27 protein-coding genes are annotated in these 22,463 nt (G+C 35.7%); 6 read left to right on the top strand and 21 right to left on the bottom strand.

Annotation, left to right across the window (positions count from 1 at the left end):
* Positions 1–63: 63 nt before the first annotated feature.
* The 5 genes from GCL57_RS09525 to GCL57_RS09505 all read right to left on the bottom strand — a co-directional run bounded on the left by GCL57_RS09525 (position 64) and on the right by GCL57_RS09505 (position 5,636).
* Positions 64–1,113 (bottom strand): ABC transporter permease subunit, encoded by a 1,050-nt coding sequence (locus tag GCL57_RS09525; RefSeq protein WP_152213115.1) that lies wholly within the window; start codon positions 1,111–1,113, stop codon positions 64–66.
* Between the two features lie 14 nt (positions 1,114–1,127).
* Entirely contained in the window at positions 1,128–2,156 is a 1,029-nt protein-coding gene (locus GCL57_RS09520) for an ABC transporter permease subunit (protein ID WP_152213114.1), read from the bottom strand.
* 12 nt (positions 2,157–2,168) lie between these two features.
* On the bottom strand, positions 2,169–3,890 hold the full coding sequence (locus GCL57_RS09515; protein ID WP_152213113.1) for an ABC transporter substrate-binding protein: 1,722 nt from the start codon (positions 3,888–3,890) through the stop codon (positions 2,169–2,171).
* A gap of 187 nt (positions 3,891–4,077) precedes the next feature.
* Positions 4,078–4,929: a M23 family metallopeptidase gene (locus GCL57_RS09510; protein WP_152213112.1), complete on the bottom strand. Its 852-nt coding sequence runs from the start codon at positions 4,927–4,929 to the stop codon at positions 4,078–4,080.
* A 110-nt stretch (positions 4,930–5,039) separates the two neighbouring features.
* Complete coding sequence (locus tag GCL57_RS09505) at positions 5,040–5,636, bottom strand: hypothetical protein (RefSeq protein WP_152213111.1); 597 nt, start codon at positions 5,634–5,636, stop codon at positions 5,040–5,042.
* 105 nt (positions 5,637–5,741) lie between these two features.
* On the opposite strand from GCL57_RS09505, the gene GCL57_RS09500 reads away from it, so the two are divergent.
* The 6 genes from GCL57_RS09500 (at position 5,742) to GCL57_RS09475 (ending at position 13,657) form a co-directional block, all read left to right on the top strand.
* Complete coding sequence (locus GCL57_RS09500; RefSeq protein ID WP_152213110.1) at positions 5,742–7,013, top strand: TIGR04552 family protein; 1,272 nt, start codon at positions 5,742–5,744, stop codon at positions 7,011–7,013.
* 10 nt (positions 7,014–7,023) lie between these two features.
* Positions 7,024–10,641: an FAD-binding and (Fe-S)-binding domain-containing protein gene (locus GCL57_RS09495; RefSeq protein ID WP_152213109.1), complete on the top strand. Its 3,618-nt coding sequence runs from the start codon at positions 7,024–7,026 to the stop codon at positions 10,639–10,641.
* 73 nt (positions 10,642–10,714) lie between these two features.
* On the top strand, positions 10,715–10,963 hold the full coding sequence (locus GCL57_RS09490; protein WP_152213108.1) for an SDR family NAD(P)-dependent oxidoreductase: 249 nt from the start codon (positions 10,715–10,717) through the stop codon (positions 10,961–10,963).
* A gap of 68 nt (positions 10,964–11,031) precedes the next feature.
* Complete coding sequence (locus tag GCL57_RS09485; RefSeq protein ID WP_152213107.1) at positions 11,032–11,754, top strand: SDR family NAD(P)-dependent oxidoreductase; 723 nt, start codon at positions 11,032–11,034, stop codon at positions 11,752–11,754.
* Positions 11,755–12,247: 493 nt separating this feature from the next.
* On the top strand, positions 12,248–13,015 hold the full coding sequence (locus GCL57_RS09480; RefSeq protein ID WP_152213106.1) for a substrate-binding periplasmic protein: 768 nt from the start codon (positions 12,248–12,250) through the stop codon (positions 13,013–13,015).
* A 261-nt stretch (positions 13,016–13,276) separates the two neighbouring features.
* Positions 13,277–13,657, top strand: a complete 381-nt coding sequence (locus GCL57_RS09475) for a hypothetical protein (RefSeq protein ID WP_152213105.1) — start codon at positions 13,277–13,279, stop codon at positions 13,655–13,657.
* Between the two features lie 335 nt (positions 13,658–13,992).
* Here the strand turns inward: GCL57_RS09475 and rplQ are convergent, their stop codons facing one another.
* The 16 genes from rplQ to rplE form a co-directional block, all read right to left on the bottom strand.
* Positions 13,993–14,385, bottom strand: a complete 393-nt coding sequence (rplQ, locus tag GCL57_RS09470; protein WP_152213104.1) for a 50S ribosomal protein L17 — start codon at positions 14,383–14,385, stop codon at positions 13,993–13,995.
* A 25-nt stretch (positions 14,386–14,410) separates the two neighbouring features.
* Positions 14,411–15,400 carry a DNA-directed RNA polymerase subunit alpha gene (locus GCL57_RS09465; protein ID WP_186647390.1) on the bottom strand — a complete coding sequence of 330 codons (990 nt, stop codon included), beginning with the start codon at positions 15,398–15,400 and terminating at the stop codon, positions 14,411–14,413.
* A gap of 438 nt (positions 15,401–15,838) precedes the next feature.
* A complete protein-coding gene (gene rpsK / locus GCL57_RS09460; RefSeq protein WP_130610630.1) occupies positions 15,839–16,225 on the bottom strand; it encodes a 30S ribosomal protein S11 in 387 nt (128 codons plus the stop codon).
* Positions 16,226–16,246: 21 nt separating this feature from the next.
* Positions 16,247–16,615, bottom strand: a complete 369-nt coding sequence (gene rpsM, locus GCL57_RS09455; RefSeq protein ID WP_130610633.1) for a 30S ribosomal protein S13 — start codon at positions 16,613–16,615, stop codon at positions 16,247–16,249.
* 23 nt (positions 16,616–16,638) lie between these two features.
* Positions 16,639–16,752, bottom strand: coding sequence for a 50S ribosomal protein L36 (rpmJ, locus tag GCL57_RS09450; RefSeq protein ID WP_130610638.1), 114 nt, complete (start codon positions 16,750–16,752; stop codon positions 16,639–16,641).
* A 35-nt stretch (positions 16,753–16,787) separates the two neighbouring features.
* Complete coding sequence (gene infA / locus GCL57_RS09445) at positions 16,788–17,033, bottom strand: translation initiation factor IF-1 (protein ID WP_130610641.1); 246 nt, start codon at positions 17,031–17,033, stop codon at positions 16,788–16,790.
* A gap of 74 nt (positions 17,034–17,107) precedes the next feature.
* Complete coding sequence (locus tag GCL57_RS09440; RefSeq protein ID WP_152213102.1) at positions 17,108–17,770, bottom strand: adenylate kinase family protein; 663 nt, start codon at positions 17,768–17,770, stop codon at positions 17,108–17,110.
* Positions 17,771–17,783: 13 nt separating this feature from the next.
* Entirely contained in the window at positions 17,784–19,097 is a 1,314-nt protein-coding gene (gene secY, locus GCL57_RS09435; RefSeq protein WP_152213101.1) for a preprotein translocase subunit SecY, read from the bottom strand.
* 7 nt (positions 19,098–19,104) lie between these two features.
* Positions 19,105–19,524 carry a 50S ribosomal protein L15 gene (gene rplO, locus GCL57_RS09430; RefSeq protein WP_152213100.1) on the bottom strand — a complete coding sequence of 140 codons (420 nt, stop codon included), beginning with the start codon at positions 19,522–19,524 and terminating at the stop codon, positions 19,105–19,107.
* A gap of 10 nt (positions 19,525–19,534) precedes the next feature.
* Positions 19,535–19,732, bottom strand: a complete 198-nt coding sequence (rpmD, locus tag GCL57_RS09425; RefSeq protein ID WP_152213099.1) for a 50S ribosomal protein L30 — start codon at positions 19,730–19,732, stop codon at positions 19,535–19,537.
* Positions 19,733–19,748: 16 nt separating this feature from the next.
* A complete protein-coding gene (gene rpsE, locus GCL57_RS09420) occupies positions 19,749–20,225 on the bottom strand; it encodes a 30S ribosomal protein S5 (protein ID WP_130612864.1) in 477 nt (158 codons plus the stop codon).
* Between the two features lie 35 nt (positions 20,226–20,260).
* Positions 20,261–20,623: a 50S ribosomal protein L18 gene (gene rplR, locus GCL57_RS09415; protein WP_152213098.1), complete on the bottom strand. Its 363-nt coding sequence runs from the start codon at positions 20,621–20,623 to the stop codon at positions 20,261–20,263.
* Between the two features lie 56 nt (positions 20,624–20,679).
* The gene (gene rplF / locus GCL57_RS09410) at positions 20,680–21,219 is read right to left on the bottom strand and encodes a 50S ribosomal protein L6 (protein WP_152213097.1); all 540 of its coding nucleotides are present in this window, start codon (positions 21,217–21,219) and stop codon (positions 20,680–20,682) included.
* A 26-nt stretch (positions 21,220–21,245) separates the two neighbouring features.
* Positions 21,246–21,644, bottom strand: coding sequence for a 30S ribosomal protein S8 (rpsH, locus tag GCL57_RS09405; RefSeq protein ID WP_152213096.1), 399 nt, complete (start codon positions 21,642–21,644; stop codon positions 21,246–21,248).
* Positions 21,645–21,655: 11 nt separating this feature from the next.
* Positions 21,656–21,841 carry a type Z 30S ribosomal protein S14 gene (locus GCL57_RS09400; protein WP_130610668.1) on the bottom strand — a complete coding sequence of 62 codons (186 nt, stop codon included), beginning with the start codon at positions 21,839–21,841 and terminating at the stop codon, positions 21,656–21,658.
* Between the two features lie 11 nt (positions 21,842–21,852).
* The gene (rplE, locus tag GCL57_RS09395; protein WP_130612867.1) at positions 21,853–22,380 is read right to left on the bottom strand and encodes a 50S ribosomal protein L5; all 528 of its coding nucleotides are present in this window, start codon (positions 22,378–22,380) and stop codon (positions 21,853–21,855) included.
* Positions 22,381–22,463 lie beyond the last annotated feature (83 nt).

Here is a 22,463-nt window from a genome sequence, read left to right as displayed (position 1 = left end):
AAAAAATAGAAAAAACTTCTGATGAATTAAATTAATATCGGATTATATCTTTTTTAATAAACCTTATGACAGCTTAGGATCGAACGCTTCACGCAAAGATTGCCCAATAAGGCTGATAGAAGTTAAAAGTAACAAAATTATGACAATTGGAGAAATTAATACCCATGGGGCATTTTGGATATTATCACGTCCTTGTGCCATCAACTCACCAATACTTGGAGTAGGAGGTGGTAAGCCAAAACCAAGATAATCAAGTGCAGCTAGGAGCGAAATTCCAACTTCAATTGCAAATGGACTTAATGTAATAATAATACTGAGTATATTAGGAAAGATATGACGCATAAGAACTCTAAAGTGTGTTCCTCCTAATGCAAGACTCGCTTCACAAAATTCTCGTTGCCTGAGAGTTAATACATTTGCTCTAATTTGACTTGCAATTCCCATCCAACCAAAAATGAGAACTAAACAAAGTATCATAAAAAAAGTTTGATTTTTTGTTATTGCTGTTACTAAAATAATAATTGTAAGCATAGGAATAATTGCAGCAAGCTCTTTAACTCTCTCTAAGATAAAATCAAAGGCTCCTAAATAATACCCTTGCATTGCTCCGAGCAAAATTCCTATAAAATAGGAAATAATCCAAAGAATTAAGGCAAAACCTAATGAAATTCTTGTTCCATACAATAGCCTTGCAAATATATCTCTACCTAAATTATCAGTTCCGAGCCAATGTAATTGTGAAGGGGGAGCTAAAATAGACTCTGTTTGTTCTTCAGGATCCCAGCGGTTTAATGAAAAAACCTCAAAATTTTTTATATTATTTTCCTTATCTAATTCAGCTAATTTTCTATAATCTAATTCAAACGAGTCAATGATTCCAAACTCCTCTGGACTATAATAAAAAATAAGTGGAAAATAAATCTTAATTTCTTTTTTTTTATTTAAAAAAGAGTCTTTATTATCAAACTCTCTTAACATAAATATTGGTTTACTATTTGACCATATATTTGCAGTCATTGAAAAGATAAATAGTAATAGAAAAATAAAAATCCCAAGTTTTGCTCGCTTTTGCTTTAAAAAATTATTCCATCTTCTTTTTGTTATGGATGACATTTTTGAGCCTATATCTATTTATATTCAATTCTTGGATCGACAATTACATAAACAACATCATTTAATATTTGTCCAAAAAGAATTGCTAATGATTGTAAGACAACGATTGCCATTATAACATTAAAATCACGAGCTGCTAGCGATTGCAGACTTAAAACCCCAATGCCAGGTAATCCAAATATCGGCTCTATAATAATTGAGCCACCTAAAAAAGTGCCAAGAACAGCGCCAAAGCCAACCATCAAAGGTAACAAGGCATTGCGAAGTGCATGCTTAAAAACAACTGCATTTTCAGATAACCCTTTTGCCCTCGCCGTTCTGATATAATCGGATCGAATAACTTCAAGCATACTATTTTTTTGCAACAAGGCATATACTGTAAAATTTCCAATAATAGAAGCTAGAACAGGTAAAAATAAATGTTTCCCTAAATCGATCAATTTTTCAATGTTACTTAAGTTTTCATAATTATCAGAACGAAATCCACCTAGCGGAAACCATGCTCCTCCAGGAAGAATTCTATCCGTACAAAATATTAAAAGAAATATAACTGCAAAAACGATAGATGGAATGCTATATGTTACAAATAAAACAAATGAAGAAATAACATCAAAGCGAGATCCATCTCGCAAAGCCATATAAACACCTAAGGGAATTGCAATAAGATAAGTTAAAAAAAACCCTGGAATTCCAAATGAAAGCGAAATAGGAAGCCGTTCTATAATTTGCTCAATAGCAGGTGCTCGGGTTGTAATTGAATCACCAAAATTAAGTGTAAAAACATTTTTAATCCAAATAAAGTAACGAGTCACTGCAGGTTTATCAAGACCATATTCAACTTGTAATTCTTGTGTCAATTTTTGAAGATCTTCTGCATTTAGCGTCTTTGCGCTTCCTCCTTCTCCGCCCACTCCCTTTAATCTTGCTAGAGCTTCTTGAACAGGCCCTCCTGGAAGATAATTTTGAATACAGAAATACGTTGCTGTCATTAAAAAAAACATTGGTATTATGGCTATAAAACGGCGAATGAAATAATTCCGCATATCTAAAGCCTTTCATTTTACAAGATAGAATAAATCATTTGCTACCGCTGTTTCATAGTTTGCAACCCATCTTTCGGATCCTATTTTTGAATTTAATCCTTGTAAAATATAACTCATTTCTGCAATAAATGTATAAGGTTGATCTTCGTATAAAATGCGATTAATTTCTTGCATAATTGAATTCCGTTTCTTAGGATCAAACTCAATATTTGCTCTTCGAATAAGATCATCTATTTTCGAATTATTATAACTAATAAAATTAGATCCTTGATTTTTTTCAGAACTTGAATGCCAAATTTGCTTTGGATTTGGAAAAATAGTACCTGTCCAGCCTAAAATAACGGCATCAAAACGACGATTGTCAATTGTATCAAGAAATGAATTCCATTCAGACATTTTAATATTTACCTTAATTCCAGCTGATTTAAAATCCTCTTTAATAATTTCAGCAATTTTTAAGCGAGCTGGATTTCCTGTATTAGTATCCAAAGTGAATTCAAATGGTACTTTTTTACCATTTATTTCTTTTACCAATGTCTGTGATCCATCATTTTTCCAACCGACTTCTTTTAAAAGTTTTAAGGCCTTTGCCCTATCATAACTAATCAATTTATCTTTCTGTCTGAGATCAGCGGCTGAGTTTAAAGTAAATGAGCCAAATGGAGATGTACAAAGAGTAAATAAATTAAAATAAACTTTCTCTATAATTTTTTTATAATCCACTAAATACGACAATGCTCTTCTTGTTTTAACATCTTGAAAAAGGGGATTTTTAAAATTCCAACCTATAAATGTATAGGGCTTTGCCGATTTATTCTGAGTTTTTAGTGCCCAAATACTTTTTCCTTTTGGAGATGAGCCATATTTATCTTTATCGACACCAGTTACTTTAGAGTTCCATTGTTCAGGAGTGAAACTCATTTGATCAACATCACCCTTTACGAATTTTTCATAGGAAAGATTTGGCTCTGGAATAATATCTAAAATAATTTCATCTATATTATATCTATTTTTAAACTGTGTAAGTTCATATCCCCACCAGTCTTTATTTCGCTTGAAAACGATGTTCTGTCCTCTCTTATACTTCTCCATAATATAAGGACCATTGCTAATGGGAGTCATAATACCTTTATCTTTATTAAAGTCTTTTGAGCTTTCAAATTGCTTCTTTTGGATTGGTACAAATCTTGATAGAAAATCGAATGTATCAAAACGTGGTTCATTCACAATAAAGGTAATTTGGTATTTAGAATCTGCTATTATGGAAATACCTTCATAATAGCTGCGTAAAGCCGCTGCATGCACCTTTGAATTCATCAACGTATCAAAAGTGAATTTAAAATCTGCTGCAGTAACAGAAGAACCATCTTGCCACTTCGCCTTCTCATTTAATATAAAGGTATAGTTTTTTTTGTCTGAGGAAATTAAATAATTCGTTGCTAAGGCAGGTAAATAGTCAAGTGTATCAGGATCTAAAATAAAAGGACTCATCCACAGATACCCTTCAACTGCATTTGATTCAGCATCTGTACTTAAAATAGGATTCATTACTTTAGGATCGTTACTTAAAGGTAAGTGTAAAACACCTCCTTTTTTTGTCTCAAGCATTCGATCATAAAAACTTGGTTTGCGTGTGTATTTTGTTTCTTGTTCTTTTTCTTGAATTGCAAAAGAGTTTGTCTGAAAGACAAGTGTAGTGAATAAACAATGTATAAATATTTTTTTAATTTTCATTTAAACCCTCCTTTAATCATTAGATTATGAAGAAATACTCTCAAAATAATTCTTTAATTTTCAGCTATAAGGACTTTAATAACTATTAATTAATTCTATACAAAATTATTTAAAAGAGAATAGATTGCTTAAAATTATTTTGCTAAGATTTATTGAGGGTTTTTTTATGTTTTTATTAAAATTAAAATTATTTTACTTTTCTAACTTTATTTTGATCAGAGTTATAAGCAATTTGTGATAGTCTTTTATAATAAGCGACTTGATCTGAATAACTTGGCGTATGCACTCCAACTCTCATTTTACCACTGTGCGGCGTGGGCAGATACATAAGTGGATTTTTTGCAACTCCAGCTATACGTGTTTCAAAATGCAAATGTGGTCCCGTAGATCTTCCTGTCTTTCCAACATATCCAATAATTTGATCACGCCGGACAAACTGACCAGATCGTGCTACAATTGTTTTCATATGTGCATAAAGAGTTTCATGCGAAGCATCATGTCCCATAATTACTGAATAACCATAACCTCTTTTAGCACCAGAGAATAAAACCTGTCCATCTGCTGCTGCTCGAATAGGCGTTCCAGACGGTGCACCAATATCAATACCATTGTGCGGTCTCACTCGTTTCATTAGGCGACGTATACCAAAAGGACTTGTAAAAGTTCCACTAACAGGCCAAATAAGTGGAAATCCACCAAATTTCCCTAATGAGGGATCATTTCTAGCAATTTGCTGTTGTGCTTCAAAAGGATCACTTTCAATTACGCCCAGTCCTTCATCTTCGTCGATTACCAAATCTTCATCGCTGCTATTGGAGTTTATGCTTGGAAAACCGAAAAAACTTGTTTCCGCTGATTTTTGTCTAGCTAAGAAGTTTGGATCAAACTTAGCCTTCTCGTTTAAATCTGCAACCGAGCCTTTTAATACTAAATTTTGATTTGAATTGTTATTTTGATTAATGCAAGCAGTTAGAGCTAAAATAAGTGGAATGACGAGAGCAAAAGATATCTTCTGTTTAAATTTATCCAGTTTAAGCATCAATACTCTCCGTAGGGTTCAAAAAAATACATTTTTAAACGTATATGAATAATACCCCCCTGACAAGTTGGTCATCTTATCGAATCATATCGTCTTTGATTTTGAAAAAATCAAAATCCAGTCAAAATCATGACTTTATTTACACTTTGTGCCATTTCTTCTTTGGTAGGCATTTCGAGACGCTGTAAAATTTCTCCTTCCGATCCAACTAACCAAACAGTTGGAACTCTTGGATTCTTCATTGCATCTAAAAAATCTCTCGAAGCAAATTCATTCATAAACTGCGGGATAATTTTTTTTCGCCACTTAGCCACTGAGCTTTCCGTATCTTGTGAAAATAATGCTAAAACACCAACTTTACGCGCGACAAAGATTTTATAGTTTTTATTAAGAACATCCGAAATTTCTTCAGAGCGAGGATTCCAAGATGCAATGACAACCACATACCAAAAACGCATATTCGAGAAATCTAGTTTTTTTTCACCTTCTACCGAAGGTTCTTTGCCATACGTAACAGGGGGCATACTGAAATGACGTGGAAGAGGCTTAATGACAGGAACAGCACCTTGACCTCCTGCCATAGGATCTTTCTTTTTGTCATCCTCAGAATGAACTTTTGCTGTATAAATAGAACTAAAAAGGATGGCTAAGAAAAATAAATATCCAACAGATGCAATTGAGTCAAAAATATTTTTATAGATTCTCAATGCACCCCTCCTTTCCTTTTTCATGAATTACTGACAAATATAGAATAGTCATTTCAGACGAAAAGTGAAAATTGTCTGAATTTTGTCGCTATTGGGGGATAGTACTTGAAAGAAAGCCTTCTTAAACATACAAAAAGAGAGTTTGAAGACTCAGCAATTCAATCAAATACAACAGCTTGGAACATTCCATGGCAAGAATTTGAAGTGATCCTAGGTTTAAAAAATTCTTATTCACAGAGAAACCTAAACATATTAACTGAAAATCAGGCTCGAATCTTTTTAAAAAATTGTGGATTCGATTTAACAAATCAAAGTCACATAAAGCAATTTGAACAGTTTTATGGTGAAGCGCTTTACTTTATTCGACATGTGTTATTTACAGATGAAGAAAGAACAAGTTTTATTATTCCTGCGAATCTCCTTTACTTAAAAAATCCTTGCAATCTTCTTATTTTTGCAAGTACAAATCATCCACGTAAACGTTACTTAAGACTTTGGAGTTGCTCTATTTTAAAAGTAATGTATGCAATTTCAAATTTACAGTACAGTGGTCGCTTACATATTATAGATGATGCTCGTGAACAAATATTTAAAAGAATTCGTAATTATATGCATCAGCATAAAGATGAAAAGCTTGAATTTAAGTACAAAAATGATTCCATTTATTTAAATAAGGTTGAATGGAAAGAGGCAAAAACAAGAACCAGTATTGTATTAAAACTTTTACATAAACCAGATAGCATTGTTGATGATGTTTTTGATTATTTAGGCGTCCGCATTGTTGTAGAAAAATCAAGTAAAATACCTCTACTTTTAAAACTACTTATTGAAACTGATATTATTATTCCACATCAAGTTGTTGCAATGAGAACAAGAAATTCATTATTAAATGTTAAACATCCTAAAAAAATATTTACATTTTTGAAAGAATTAAAATCTTGTGGAAGTCTTTCAAATGAAGAATTTGATAATATGTGTGAAAATATTATTTGGTCAAATGAAATAAATGATGAACATCAAAAAAGAACAAATTCATTTACAAGTCAACATTATCGCTCTTTACAATTTACAGTAAGACACCTAGTTCGCACACCAAATCCAGCTTTTCTCGTTTTAGAATCAATGACAAATCAATTGCGCAGATACACCGGAGTTCAACGCCAAGAACCTTGGATGGAATCCGTTATACCTCAATATTTTGCTCATTATTTTCCTATTGAAATACAAATGATGGATCAGGAAAGTTATGAAATGGCAAAATTTGGGCCAGCATCTCATGAACAATACAAATCACAACAACACAAATCTGTAAGAGAAAGAGTTCTAGGAAATCTTTTAACTTTCAAAAAAGAAAAGCTCGCTTCACAAGATTTTTAAAGGAGATAAAATGAACACACAGGAAATTGATAACTGGCTTGATATAGCCGGTCTCATGCCTCCTATGCCTAATGAAGCTGCTAAAAAATTATATAAGAAATTAGGTGTTGATACTTCAGGTAAACATACTTTTTTACCTAGCCTCATTACGCGAAATGAATATGCAAATTCAATATTGCCACTTATGAAGCAAGAGTTAAATGAAGATCTTTTTAATTTTATCAACAAACGAGTTGAAAAAACATTTGAAATTAGAAATAAATTAAAAACTTTACAAAATCGAATTATTGAAATTGTAGGTGAAGGAAATTTTTCTGCACTTTGGCTAGACAGAGAAGCATTTTCTGCTGATAGTATGGAGCATAGAGCACTTATAACTGAAGCTGTAATTCATATTTATTCTAGCGAAGCATTACAAAAAATTGTTACTTTATTTTATAATCACAATATTCCCATGATTCCTTATGGTGAAGGTGGTGGATACAATATGGGAGTAACTCCAATGGCTCCCGCTGTAACCATAAGCCTTAGAGGAATTGATCATATATCTGAAATAAAACCAAGCCGTAGAACAGAAGGGAAATTTGAAGTATCTGTTGGGTCAGGAGTTCCATTTAAAGATCTTGTTGCCTATCTTGCAAAAAGAGGATTTGTTTTACGTTGTGATCCAAATACTCCTCGCGCTGCAACAGGAGGAATTGCAGCCACAGGAAGTAACGGAGGACGCAAAGCATTTGAAGTAATTTTACATGGTAGAGCTGTTACTTCAGACGGAACTGCTCTATGCTTTGCTGCCGATAAATTCGAAACGGATTGCATTAACAATGAACCTTTCTTATTAGCAAGAAAATTTTTTAGTATTGAAAATACAAAAGAATTTGAAAGTATATATTTCGAATTAAAAAGAAAAAAATTAAAAGCCTGTATCACTCCCAATTCAACTGGCGTTGTTATTCCTTTACAAGGCATGAAGGCAAATGCAAATATGCTTGCCCAAAAAGCAGAGCAAATTAAAAAAGGAACATCACATATTGACACAATGGAGGATTCTCCGACTTTACCCATTTCAGCATTTGTAGGTGCTGAAGGAAGCACAGGTTTTATTTATGAAGTAACCTTTGAAATTGACAAACCACTTGAATGGCTACAAGCTTCACGCTGGCATTTTAATAATGTTGATGCCGCAATGTGTGCAACACGCGCTATAAAAAAACTTCCCAAAAATGAACAACCTGAATATTTCGAATTTATTTCAGGTCAAAGTATTAAAAGATTCTTAATTCATGATTTTCCCACAGTCTTTTCAAATGAAGATGAAGCTGTAATTATTTTAGCTGTTGAAGGTAATAATAAAGAAGAATGCGCTTTACGTCATATGCTCAATGAAAAAATGGCGCATGAAGAGATGCTAAAGAACGGCTATAAAGTAACTGATGTTTTAATTAAAATGGAAAAAACAAATGTTCTTTTACAAAGTGAAGGAATAGATCAGTTTGAAGTTTTGCGTAAACCTCGTGAAGAACTTCCTAAAAAATTGCGGACAAAATGTAAAACAGACATGGAAATTCGTACTGAATATTTAGGTGAAGTTTTAAAAATTGTTGCTGGGACAAATCCGCGTGCACGTGCCACACAAAAACAAGATGTGCTTTTTGGCCACCTCACTCCAAATCACACTGCAATTATTCACTGGAATATTGGCGGATTTGATCTTTATGATGAAGAACAAGCAGATATTGCATGGGATTATTTAGAAAATGTTATAGGCAAAGCTCAAAGCTTAGCTCCTGCAAATGATAAACATGGCAGTGCGCGCTTTACAGGAGAGCACGGGGTGGCAGGAAAAGCGCCTTTTTTATGGTTAAACTATATTCCTGAAAATGACTTCAAAAGAATGTGTGCTGTAAAAGATACTCTCGATGAAAAAGATCTATTTAATCCTGAAACTTTATTTTTAAGAACAAGCCACTCAAGAGCTTTAAGAGCTCGTCTCTTAAATACAAGTGCTAAATTTATTCTTGATTCACTTGCAAAAACTAGGAAAATACAAAATGTTGAAAACTCTGAATTAGTAGATTCTTCACTTTCCTTACTAGCAGCAGAAAACTACGCTGTACTTGAAGGTCAAAGATGTACGCGCTGCAACAGTTGTAAAGTATGTCCTGTAATTGATGCTGAACACGAACTTGAAAGAGAAAATAGACGCAAAAGTAAACAGTCAGTATTGCCAAGTAAACGTAATATTCTTATGTTTATGGAAAAAATAACTCATATACGTCGTGCAGCAGAGCAAACTGAAGATAAAAATGCGGTTGAAAAAATATTTAAAGTAACTGCACAAATGATGAAAGAAAGTGCATCTTTGCTTTCAAAATGCTTCTACTGTCGAAAATGCGATAAGGCTTGTCCTGTAGATATTGAAATCCACCCTCTCATGCGTGCTTATCATAAAATGGGTAAACTTCCTTCCATGGGTTCTAAACTTTGGGGATTTATTTATGAAAGATTAATGGGAGAAGACTTTTTTAAATCCATTACATATCGTCTTGTCGCTTTCTTTATTTTTCTTGGAGCCCCATTTCTTTATTTCATTCGCAAGCTTTCTTTTATACCCGATTGGATAAAATCCTACACTGTTCCTCCCACACTTGCTTTTGCTCATTATGAACCCGTAAATGAAGGTGCAAAAATTGAGGATCAAGATAATTTTGTCATTATTTCTAAAGATGTTGGGACAGACAACTTCATTGCCAACGATTTATTAGATAAAGAAACCGTTTATATCCGTTATCGTGGCTGCATGGATACGTTTGGAAAACCTGAAGCAACAACAAGTGTAGATGAATATTTTAAAAGCGTACTAAATTCACGTATTGTCGATTTAGAAAAGAAAATGTGTTGTGGATTTCCATTTGAAGCCGACGGATTGCATGAAAGGGCTAAGCAAAGTCAAATATTAAGTCTAATTGAAATTGCGAAATGTATCAATCGCCTCATTCAAGAGTGCAAAGACTCTTTTCATGAAATTCCAAAATTTATTGTATTTTCAAATTGCCCCACTTGTTGCGAAGCAATTAAAGAGATGAGAGAGCTTTTAAAAAGCGAAAGCATTATGGAACAAATTAGAATTCGATCAAAAATTCCTGATGATTTTAATATGAAATTAATTGATTTTGACATTCAAGATACAGCAGAGCTTGCAATGAGTTTAATCAAAAAATCAAAAACAGAAAACATCAAAATAAGTGAAGAAACAATTACACTTAATAAAGTAACTAAAACGGTTGGTCTTAAAGTTCCATGTCATAACACAAAGGCAGCAACACAAGCTCAAATTGAATTACTCAAAATGTATTACACAGGAGTTGCATCATATGATAGATGCTGTGGGTTATCTGGAACAGGCCGCTTGAAGCATCCCAAAATAGGCACAAAGATTTCTGAAAAACTTTTCGAACAGATTAGAGAAGAACCTCCAAGTGCAGTTGTTACAGGATGCCCAAGTTGTCGTGATGGAGTTAAAATGCAAAGAGATATTCTTGCTGCAAAAAAAGATTCCATTGCAGAATTCGAAGTTTCAGGAATTTTTGAACAGATATTAAAAGACTGTAAAAAAGTTTCTTCTTGATTTTTTTTGAGAATCCCCAAAAAAAATCAATTCAATTAGACCCCATTCTTAATGGAAAAATGAAATTTTACAAATGAAAAAGCATCAAACAGGTAATTTTATAAATATATCATCTATAAGTGGACACATTGGTTTCCCAATTGGCCGCCATTATATTGCAAGTAAACATGCAGTTTTAGGTCTGACAAAAAGCTTAGCACTTGAGGTTGCGCCTCTTGGCATTCGAATAAATGCAGTTTGTCCTGGATCAGCGAATTCTTTTGCTTATATTTGGATTTTTGTAAGTTCGTTTTCTAAACCAGAAAAAAAATTTCAATATTAGGGTGTGTTCTCAAATATCTGAGAACACACCCTAATTAAAATATATTATCACAATAGCGAGGTTTAAATATGTTTAACATCAGTGGTAAAAAAATAGTTTTATCGGGAGCAACATCGGGAATAGGCAAGAGCTTTGCCCTTTTTCTTGCTGAACAAAAGTGCGAACTTATTCTTATTGCCAAAGATGAAATAAAAGCAAAAGCTTTAGAAAAAGAATTACTCAAATTTAATACTAAATTCCGCTTTGAAATTATGGATATTAAAAATCCAAAACCATTTCATACTGACAAAGTCGACGTGCTCATAAATTGCGCAGGCATTGTTCCTAAATCTCCTTTGCAGGAAATTACAGACAACTCATTTAACGAAACAATGCAGACCAATGTCAATAGCATCATTAAATTATCCAATTTGCTTGTCAATAAAATGCAAAATGGTTCTTGTATTGTAAATATTATTTCTGGAATGGCTTACTTAACCAAAGAAAACTATGGAATGTATTCCATTTCAAAGGCCGCTGCTGAACACTTAACCCGATTTCAAGCGCTGGAATTCGGTAAGCTAGGAATTCGTGTCAATGGCATATCTCCAGGCTATATTGCAGTTGAACGAAACATTGAGAGCTATGAAAAAGCAAATAAAGAAATTATGTTTCATAATAGCATTATTAAACGACCTGGCACTCCAAGCGAAATTTTAGGAGCGCTGCAGTTTCTTATATCCAATGCCGCCTCCTATATGACAGGAACAATTCTAAATGTAGATGGTGGTTTTGCTGCGAAAGTTATATAGAGAGAGTTCTATCTTTTAATTTTCTACACCCTTGGCCCGCCAGAAAAGACAATTTTTTTCTCACTCTTTTTCAAACTTTCACTTCCTTTGATCCATTAATTTTTGCCAAAGCGCGGTGCTTAGCAATTCTTAGACGCGACACCTCCCCATTTTTACGACAGATTGAAACATGTGCGCAACAATCTTTTTTAACTTTTCATAAATTTGCTCTTTATCAATTTTGAATACTATAATTTTTTCATGAGCTAAATTAGGAACAAAAGCATCCTTTATCTGTTCTTTTGCTCGTTCTTCTTTTGCATTTGCAAATGTAGTGTGTAAAATACTAAGTACTCACAAGGCAATACAGTTCACATAATTTAATATATTTCTTTCATAATTATTTACTTCTATAGAGTTAAAAGTTATAAAGCATATTATCAATATAAGACACAGTAAAATTATTTTATGATAAAATATTATTAGTTTCATATTATAAATTGAAAGGGTTTTTATGGGTAAAACAATCTTTAAGTGTTCATTCTTTCTATTAATTGTAAACAGCATAAGTTCAGCTGCAAATTGCAAAGAATTAAATGTTCTAGGCGATTATTGGTGTCCATATAATTGTAATCCCAATGATAAAAAACCAGGTTATATGATAGAAATTTTACAAAAATCCTTTGGCAAAGAACATATAAACTATGAATTGATAAATTGGGCAAGAGCAATCTCTGAAACTCGTAAAGGTAGTAATGAAATTTTAGTCGGAGCCACAAAAGAGGACGCTCCTGATTTTATTTTTAGCAGCCCACTCGGCGTAACTGATAATTGCTATTATGCGCAAAAAAAATTTAAATTTAAATTCAACGGATTGAACTCGCTTAACAACGTTACTTTAGGAATCATTAAAGATTATTCATACTATACGGCCTTAAACCAATATATTAAGAAAAATCTATCTAACAAAAGCAAAATTGAAGAACACTTTGGTGAAAATGTGCAAGAAAGAATGCTTTTAAAACTTATGTCTAATCGTTTGGATGTTATCGTTGAAGACTCTTATGTCATTGATTATATTTTAAAGAAACACCCAGAAATTCATGAAATTGAAAAAGTTAAATGCATCGAGGTTGGTAACATATTTATTGCTTTTTCTCCAAAAAATCCTGAGTCAACTCAAAGGGTAAAACACTTAAACTCACAGATTAAAGAAATGATAAAGAAAGGGGAGATGTTAAATATTTTAAAAAGATACTCCATTAGACCTTGGTTTCATTAATTTCTTATAGCTTGAAATGGTATTGTCAGTGCTTATGAAAAAATATAAATATATACTTAAATTTTTATCATATTTATTTTATTTTTACACTCTAAATCACACTCTTAACTGCTGCATTACATAACGCATAAATATTGTACTTAAAACTATTTTTTTTTAAAAACCTATTTTATTAAATCAATATATAATATTCTATTTTTTATTAAAAAGTAACAGAAATTTTTTAATTGTGTGTCAGATCTTATTATATAAGGATATTTTATGATAATTTTAAAATCTGTCCATAAAAATATTTTCTTTTTACTTAAGCTATCTTTGTTTTGCGGCTCAATCTTATCGACCCAAGAGCATAGTTCAATGACTTACTACTCCACATTGTGTGGATTAATTAATACAACTATACAAACAACAGGGCCAGATCTTGCAAAGGTTTATTGCTCCACCGCAGACAAAAAATGGGCATTTCTAGAAAGCGGCAATGTAACAGTAACTGGTACTTGGGAAATTCAAAAAGTAAGATCTCTATGCAGAATCAATTTTATCATTGATAGAGGTAAAAATGATAACCTCCAACTCCAAAATGCTTGTAAAAACGAATATGGGAAAACTATATTTATGCTCAACCTGAAAACCTGTGCATAAATTCCTAGCATACTTTTGAAATCAATGACAACACGATGGCTCTTGGTCACTCTATACTGCAAATAAATTCACCGGGGCGGCTATAAGATAGCCAAGTCTATTTTCTTTTAATGTCTGTGTTCTTCTAATGCATCCACAGATTCTATTTGAATTGCATTATAAATCTACTGCATTTACTTTAGAAAAAATTCATTCTTTACAGTTTTACAACAGTAGATTTAAATAAAAAAAAACTGAGAGAGATCGTTTAAGATCCCTCTCAGTTTTTCATGTAGCATATCGAAAAAAAAGAAAAGAACTTCGTAGCACGATATGATATATAAATTTAGCTAAACTTAAGCGTTAACAGCTTCTACTTCAGCCTTAATTGCCTTAGGTTCTACGAACTCAATAAGAGCTCTTCTGGCATTGTCACCAGGACGGAATCCAAGTTTTAAGATGCGTGTATAACCGCCTTTTCTTTCAGCATTTGCTGGAGCAACTTTGTTAAAAAGATCACCAACAGATTTTTTACTGTAAAGAGTTGCGGCAGCATTTCTTCTATTTGTTACGCTGTCAACACGCGCAAGAGCTACAAGAGGTTCAACAACCTTTCTTAACTCTTTTGCACGCTCAACTGTAGTCACTAATGTGCCATGTTCAATGAGCTGTGTTGCCAAACCACGAAGAAGAGCCTTACGCCCTGCGGAATCTCTGTTTAACTTTCTATGTGCCAAACGATGTCTCATGTTCTTCCATCCTTAAATATCAGACTTAAAGTCTTTCTCTTAATTTAGCGGGATCAAATCCCTCAATCTTCATGCCAAGGTGAAGTCCCATTTCAGCAAGAAGGTCTTTGATTTCATTCAAAGTTTTACGACCGAAATTCTTAGTTTTAAGCATTTCAGCTTCAGTTCTAATAACAAGTTCTCCGATGTAACGGATACCCGCATTTTCTAGACAGTTAGCAGCTCTCACAGAAAGTTCGAGTTCATCAACTGATTTATAGAGATTCTCATTCAAACGAGCATCCACCTGAACTGAGTCGATCACTTGAACTTCATCATCAGCTTCTTGAAAATTGATAAAAATGGATAGCTGATCTTTAAGGATTTTAGCCGCATAAGCCAAAGCATCTTCAGAGGTCACCGCACCATTTGTGCTAATTTCTAGAATAAGTTTGTTAAAGTCAGAACGTTGACCAACACGTGTGTCAGCAACACTGAAGCTAACTCTTTTAACAGGTGAGAAAACAGCATCTATTGGGATAACACCTAATGGCAAACCATCCTTAACAGCATCGCTTGTTAAATAACCTTTACCAGTTCTCACAGTAATTTCGGCACGAAACTTACCACCCGCACCCACAGTACAAATAATGTGGTCAGGGTTTAAAATTCGTAGTGAACCATCTGAAATGATATCAGATCCTTTGACAACCTTTGGACCAACAACATCGATAACAGCAGTCTTTTCACCTTCTGTATCAAGCCATACATCCAAAGCTTTCAAATTCAAAACAATCTCTGTTACATCTTCAGAAACGTCAGGAACTGTCGAAAACTCATGCTCTACTCCTTCAATGCGCAAACCTACGACAGCAGCACCTTGAAGAGAAGAAAGCAAAACACGACGCAATGCGTTACCTAACGTAGTCCCAAAACCACGCTCTAGAGGCTTAGCTATAAATCTCCCAAAAGCAGAAGAAATATCTTCTTTTTCAATAAACTGCGGCTTTAATAGCGCCTTCCAGTTGCTCTGCATTATTGACTCCGTCAACTTTTCCGTTTCGTATTTTGCCCCAAAGCACTCTTTAAGCTCTTACTAAAAAATAAAGCTCCACTACCAATTGCTCACGCACCGGAATTTGAACATCTTCTCAAGCTGGTCTTTGATGATGCTGCGCAAGTTGCCTTGAAGCACTTCTAGTACTTTCCATTTAAAACACTAAAATTGGAAACCTAGCATAAGCCCATTGAACTAAACTAGAATTCCAAACATTTTAGCATTTGAATGTAAAGCTCTATTAAAAATCATTCTGATTCGTTTTTCTAGAGCGGACTATACTTTTCTTGGCATTTGTTCTTGCAAAGAGAATGAGCCCAAAACCCATCAAATTGAACTTTAAGCTCTTTCTGAGCCTCTGCAAGAAAAAAAGCAGTACAGAACCACACTTTTACTCAACGAAGCGAGTTTCAATCATTAAACTCTACGACGTTTTGGTGGTCTGCATCCATTGTGTGGAACAGGTGTCGCATCTTTAATAAGAGTAACTTTAATCCCTGTAGCAGAAATTGCACGTACAGCTGATTCTCTTCCAGAACCTGGGCCTGTTACAATAACTGAACAGCTTTTCATTCCACAATCAATCGCCTTACGAGCAGCGTCTTCAGCGGCAACCTGAGCGGCAAAAGGAGTGCTACGACGAGAACCCTTAAAGCCTTTGCTACCAGCACTTGACCAAGTAACAACGTCGCCATTTGCATCAGCAAATGTAACGATTGTGTTGTTGAAACTTGCAGATACTGTAGCAATACCGGTTGGAACGTTACGTTTAACACGTTTCTTCTTTGATACTACCTTGTTCATTATCCATTACCTCACTCGGTCTTACTTCTTCTTGTTAGCCACAGTCTTTTTAGGACCCTTACGTGTACGCGCATTTGTTTTGGTTCTTTGCCCGCGAACAGGCAAGCCCTTACGATGACGTAGACCACGATAGCAACCTAAGTCCATTAGACGCTTAATATTGGACTGAACAAGACGACGCAAATCGCCTTCCACAGTGTGGTTTGTGTCAATAAGCTTTCTTATGGCGTTAATCTGATCGTCGCTGAGTTCTTGGGTACGAGTATCTCTATTTATAGATAACTGATCCAAAATCTTTTGAGAGGATTTACGACCAAGACCATGTATATACGTAAGCGAAATTTCGATACGCTTGTTACGCGGAATGTCAACGCCCGCAATTCGTGCCACAACTAACCTCCGATATTATTCTATTAACCTTGACGCTGCTTGTGCTTTTTATTTTCACAAATAACTCTTACTACACCAACACGACGAATTACTTTACACTTGTCACATATTGGTTTAACACTAGCTCTAACTTTCATTAGCATACTCCTAGTAAAAACTCACGAAAACGTAATTATTTAGCTCTATAAGTGATTCTAGCCCTAAATCTTCCATCTTTTGTTTTATCATTGGGATCTAGTAGGACTGTAACTCTATCACTGGGCAATATATTGATGCAATTCATTTTCATCTTTCCAGAGACATAGGCTAAAACCTTGAGACTATTTTCGAGTTCTACTATAAACAAATTGTTGGGCAGCTTTTCAGCAATAATCCCTTCCAACTCTACCTTCTTAGGCTTTTCATCACGTTCAGACATTTACAATCATACTCCAAAGAGAACAAAGAGCGTTATTGGGTATCTCAAACTGCTGCTTAAATCAAGACCAATCTTTATTTTCTCATTAAAATTGATACAATTTCAGCATAAACAATTTCGGGAGATTTTAACCCATCAACAATACTTAATAAATTCCTATCCGCATAGTATGAAACTAAAGGAAAGGTTTCCTGCTGATAAACAGTAAAACGACGTCTTACTGTTTCAGGTTCATCGTCCTTGCGACGGAACATTGAACCTAACTTGCCGCAGCTCACACAAGAATATCTTGAGACTTCAGTATGTGCTGCAATAGAATCGACCTTGCCGCATGCAGAACAAGTCCATCTTCTTTCGAAACGCTCCACTAACTTTTCGAGGTCGGCAGTCAGTGATAAGACCAAATCAACCTTACTCAAAAATTTACTCAAAAGAGTATCAAATTCTTTTGCTTGTGAAAGATTTCTCGGAATGCCATCCATCAAAACAATGTCGTTTTGATTTAATGTCATTGACGACAGAGCATTTTCAAGACACAAAAACATCGACTTATCATCAATAAGATGGCCCGACTCAACAATACCTTTGACTTTCAACCCGAGTGCAGATTCGGATGCTATTTCTTGGCGTATGATTGCGCCTGTAGAAATATGCTTCACTCCTAAACGTGAATTGAGAAGAGAACACTGAGTCCCCTTGCCAACACCTGGAGGACCTAGAAAAATGATTACCTTCATTTACAATCCTGTTTCATAGCCTTGTATCATTTGCAGTATCTCGCGAATGAGAAGGGAAAATCAGAAAATCATATTTTTGAGTTGCAAGTTGTGCCCTTACTTGGCGAATCGCCTCAAGTGCAACACCTACTACAATCAAAAGTGAAGTTCCTCCAAAGGTCATTTGCTGAGAGAAAGTCCCACCAACGAGAGAAGGAACGACAACAATAAGATTCATGTAAACCGCCCCAGCAAACGTCAAACGAGAAACAACAGTATCAAGAGCCTCAGCAGTCTCACTACCAGGACGAATTCCTGGTATATATGCGTTTTGCTTTTTTAGGTTTTCAGCCACATCATCGGATTTAAAGACAATGGATGCGTAGAAAAATGAGAAAAAGAGACCTAAAATCACAAAAGCAACATTATATAGCCAATGGCCTGGTAAAAAATCAGCGAGCCAAACATTCCCAGACGAATTTCCAAAACTTAAAAATGTTGCTGGTACAGCTAATAGTGTGGATGCAAAAATTGCAGCCATAATACCAGCCATATTAACTTTCAACGGTAAGTGTGTTGACTGTGCAGACATCACTCTCTTGCCAACTAAGCGCTTTGCATAGTGAATTGGAACTTTTCTATAGCTTTGCTCAAAAAAAGTAACCGCAAAAACAAGAACGAGGGCAAATGCGATGATGCCAAGGGCACCCACAAAAGCACCGCTATTCTGCTTAACCATTTCAATAATTGTGCTCGCTGAAGAAGGTAGATAAGCAACGATTCCTGCAAAGATAAGAAGGCTTATGCCATTTCCTATACCTTTATCGGTAATTTGCTCGCCTAACCACATTACAAAACAGCTGCCAGCAGCCATTAGGACACAAGACAAGAGTCTAAACGACAGACCAGGATCAAGAACTATCATCCCACCACCAGGACCACGTGAGGCTTCTAAACCTGCTGCTAAAAGATAGCCTTGCACAAGTGCTAAAAGCACAGCAAGAGCTCTCGTAATACGAGTGATCTTTTGTCTACCAACACCACCTTCTTTTTGCATTTGTTCCAAAGCAGGAACAACCACTGTCATCAATTGGATGATAATGCTTGCAGAAATGTAAGGCATAACTGCAAGGCTAAAAATAGAAAAATGGCTTAGTGCGCCGCCAGAAAACATATTAAATATTTTAAGGAGACCAGCACCCTGTTGGCTTGCGAACAAAGCAAGTTCTTTGGCATCGATACCTGGAATTGGAATGTGCACTCCAAATCGGAACACGAGAAGTGCTAACAATGTAAACAACAAACGCTTTACAAGGACATTATCTGTCCAGCCACTTCCCTGAGGCATCCCCTGCTTACTCCTCGATAGTTACACCTTTTGCCACTAGTTTTTCACGAGCTCCAGCGGACATTACAAAATTTCTTACAGAGCGGAGCTCTGCAGGAACATCACCCATAGAGAGCAATTTTGCAATACCAGAGGCGTTAAAACCTTTGCCATCTAAAATGCCATTTTCAATATATTGTGAAGAGTCTTTTAAATTTAAGGACTCAACTTGGATAGCACACACATTTTTGAATCCACGTTTTGGAATTCTACGGTAAAGAGGAGTTTGTCCACCTTCAAAACCAGGGCGAATGCTTGAGCCAGAACGAGCTGTTTGGCCTTTACCACCACGTCCACCAGTTTTACCGAGACCACTACCTGGACCTCTGCCTAAACGGCGTCTATCTTTTCTTGCACCCGGATTTGGGCGAAGTTCTTCTATTCTCACTTTTTACTCCTTACTCAGCTGGCTCAACTCTGATAAACTGAATTACCTTGTTGACCTGGCCAAGAATTGGATTCACGTTTGGTAATACACGTGAAGAACCAATTTTAGAAAGACCAAGTGAAACTAGGGTTTTACGTTGTGATTCATTGCGTCCCGCAAAACTGCGAAGCAATGTCACTTTAATATTTTTCGTGTCTATAGATTTCATTTTTGAGAGACCCTTTTTACTTACGAGCTCTTAAGTATTCTTCAGTAGTCGAAAGCTGTTTAAGACCCTTGAAAGCTGCTTTAACAACGTTATGTGGATTGCGACTGCCTTGGATTTTAGCCATGATATTAGGGATACCAGCAAGCTCTGCAACGGCACGCACTGAACTTCCGGCAACAATACCAGAACCTTCTGTTGCAGGACTCAAAAGAAGGTGGCTTGCACCAAATTTTGCGTTTACAACAAATGGAATTGTTTGCTTTTCCATTGGAACAGTAATAAGTGACTTCTTAGCTTGAGCAACTGCTTTTCTAACTGCTTCAGGAACTTCCGCAGCCTTACCAAGACCGTAGCCAACTGTACCTTGACGGTCACCCACAACAACAAGAGCTGAAAAGCTCATGCGTCTACCACCTTTAACAGTTTTTGATACACGAGAAACGCTTACAACTCGATCTTCAAAGCGATCCTTCTTCTGCTCTTCTTTATTCATTTGCATTTTATGCTCATCCTTACAAAGTCAAGTTTTTAGAATTGAAGACCAGCTTCACGAGCGGAGTCAGCAAGAACTTGAACGCGCCCATGATACGTGAAACCGTTTCTATCAAATACAACAGTGGTTACTCCTGCATTTTTTGCTCTTTCAGCTACAACAGCTCCCACTTTGACAGCCATTTCTTTGCCGCGAAGACCAGTCGATTTAACGTCTGCTTCAATAGAACTTGCACATGCAAGAACAATTCCTTTTGCATCATCTATAACTTGAGCTTGAATATGACGACTGCTTCTGAAGATACAAAGACGTGGCTTTGTTAAATCAGTGGAGCGACGACGCCAGAAACGCATCTTACGCAATTGTCTAACTCGTCTACGATTGATTATACGATACATAAAATCTCCTGGTTTTCTGCTCACATACAGAAAACACTAAAAATAAGCAAGTTTAATTATTTTTTACCTGCAGATTTACCAACCTTAGTTGCAATAACTTCGCCAGAATAACGAATACCCTTGCCTTGGTATGGTTCTGCTGGACGTACGGAACGTACTTTAGCAGCCATTTGACCAACAAGTTCCTTATCAACACCAGAAATACTAACCTTACCAGCTTTATCCACTTCAAAAGTGATTCCTGCAGGTGGATCAATATTTACAGGGTGAGAAAAACCAACAGTAAGATTCAAGATTTTGCCAGCCATGTTTGCACGGTAGCCAGTTCCTTGAATTTCAAGGGATTTGCTGAAACCAGCAGAAACACCTTGAACCATGTTAGCAAGAAGGGTTCTATAAAGACCCCAGTATGCAGAACTGTTTTCAACAGCACCTGCAGAAACAACAACTTCGCTACCTTGTTGAGCGACAGAAACACGACCAAGAGTATCACGCTTCATGATACCCTTTGGTCCATTCACTTCGAGAATAGAGCCGTTTAGTTTTACGGTTACTCCCGAAGGAATTTTAATTGGCTGCTTACCAACTCTTGACATAGAAGCCTCCTAAAAGTCCTCGAAAGTTACCAAATATAAGCTAAAACTTCTCCGCCTACGCGTTCTTGACGAGCAGTCTTGCTTGTAAGAACTCCCTTAGGAGTTGTAAGAATAGCGAAACCAAGACCACCACGAATTCTAGGAAGATCAGAAACACCTTTGTACACACGGCAACCAGGCTTAGAAACGCGAGTCAAACCACGGATAGCGGGTTGCCCAGCTTCTGTGTATTTCATAGCGATCTTAATTTTACCTTGACCGTTATCCTTGATGAGACGGTACCCACGAATGAGTCCTTCTGTTTCCAAGATTTTTGTAATTTCAATTTTTATTGTGCTTGCAGGAACAGTTGTATACTTAAGTCCTGCATTTGTAGCATTACGGATACGTGTTAACATATCAGCAATTGGATCAGTAACGTACATTTTTATTCACCTCACCAACTAGCCTTGACCATTCCAGGAATTTGACCGGAAAGGGCGTTTTTACGTAAGCAAATACGACATAAACCAAAATCTCTGTAATATGCGCGAGGACGACCGCATTGATTGCAGCGGTTGTGCTGACGCGTAGAAAATTTGGCTTTTTTATTTGCCTTATTAATCATAGCTAAACGAGCCACAGCTTCCCCTTTTACTTTCTAAACGGCATATCAAGGAGAGTAAGAAGTTCACGCGCTTCTTCATCTGTTTTCGCAGATGTCACAATTGTGATACTCAAACCACGAGTTTTATCTACTTTATCCGCTTCGATTTCTGGAAAGATAATCTGTTCGCGGATACCAAGAGAATAATTACCACGACCATCAAAACTATTTGACGAAACACCACGGAAATCACGTACACGAGGTAGTGCTACCGAAACAAGCTTGTCATAAAATTCAAACATTCTCTCTTTGCGAAGAGTAACAGAAGCACCAATTGGCATTCCTGCGCGAAGTTTAAACGTTGCAATAGATTTTTTTGCACGAGTAATTACAGACTTTTGGCCAGTAATCAATTCAAGCTCAGCAGCAGCTGCTTCGAGAGCTTTAATATTCTGAGTAGCTTCGCCTTGACAGGTATTAACAACGATTTTTACGATCTTAGGAAGCTCCATAACATTCTTTTCGGAATGACGCTTTTTAAGTTCTGGTAAAACTTTGTCGTTGAACTTTGCCATGAATCTTGGTTTCACACCTTTAGTGTGCTCACCGCGAACCACTACTGCGCCGTAATCAGCGCCTTTTTTTCCAGTAGGTTTTT

Origin of the sequence: Fluviispira multicolorata (assembly GCF_009208585.1) — a bacterium.
In the GTDB taxonomy this organism is placed as follows: Bacteria; Bdellovibrionota_B; Oligoflexia; order Silvanigrellales; family Silvanigrellaceae; genus Silvanigrella; species Silvanigrella multicolorata.
Note: the sequence above shows the minus strand (reverse complement) of the source record. Positions and strands in the feature narration are given on the sequence as shown.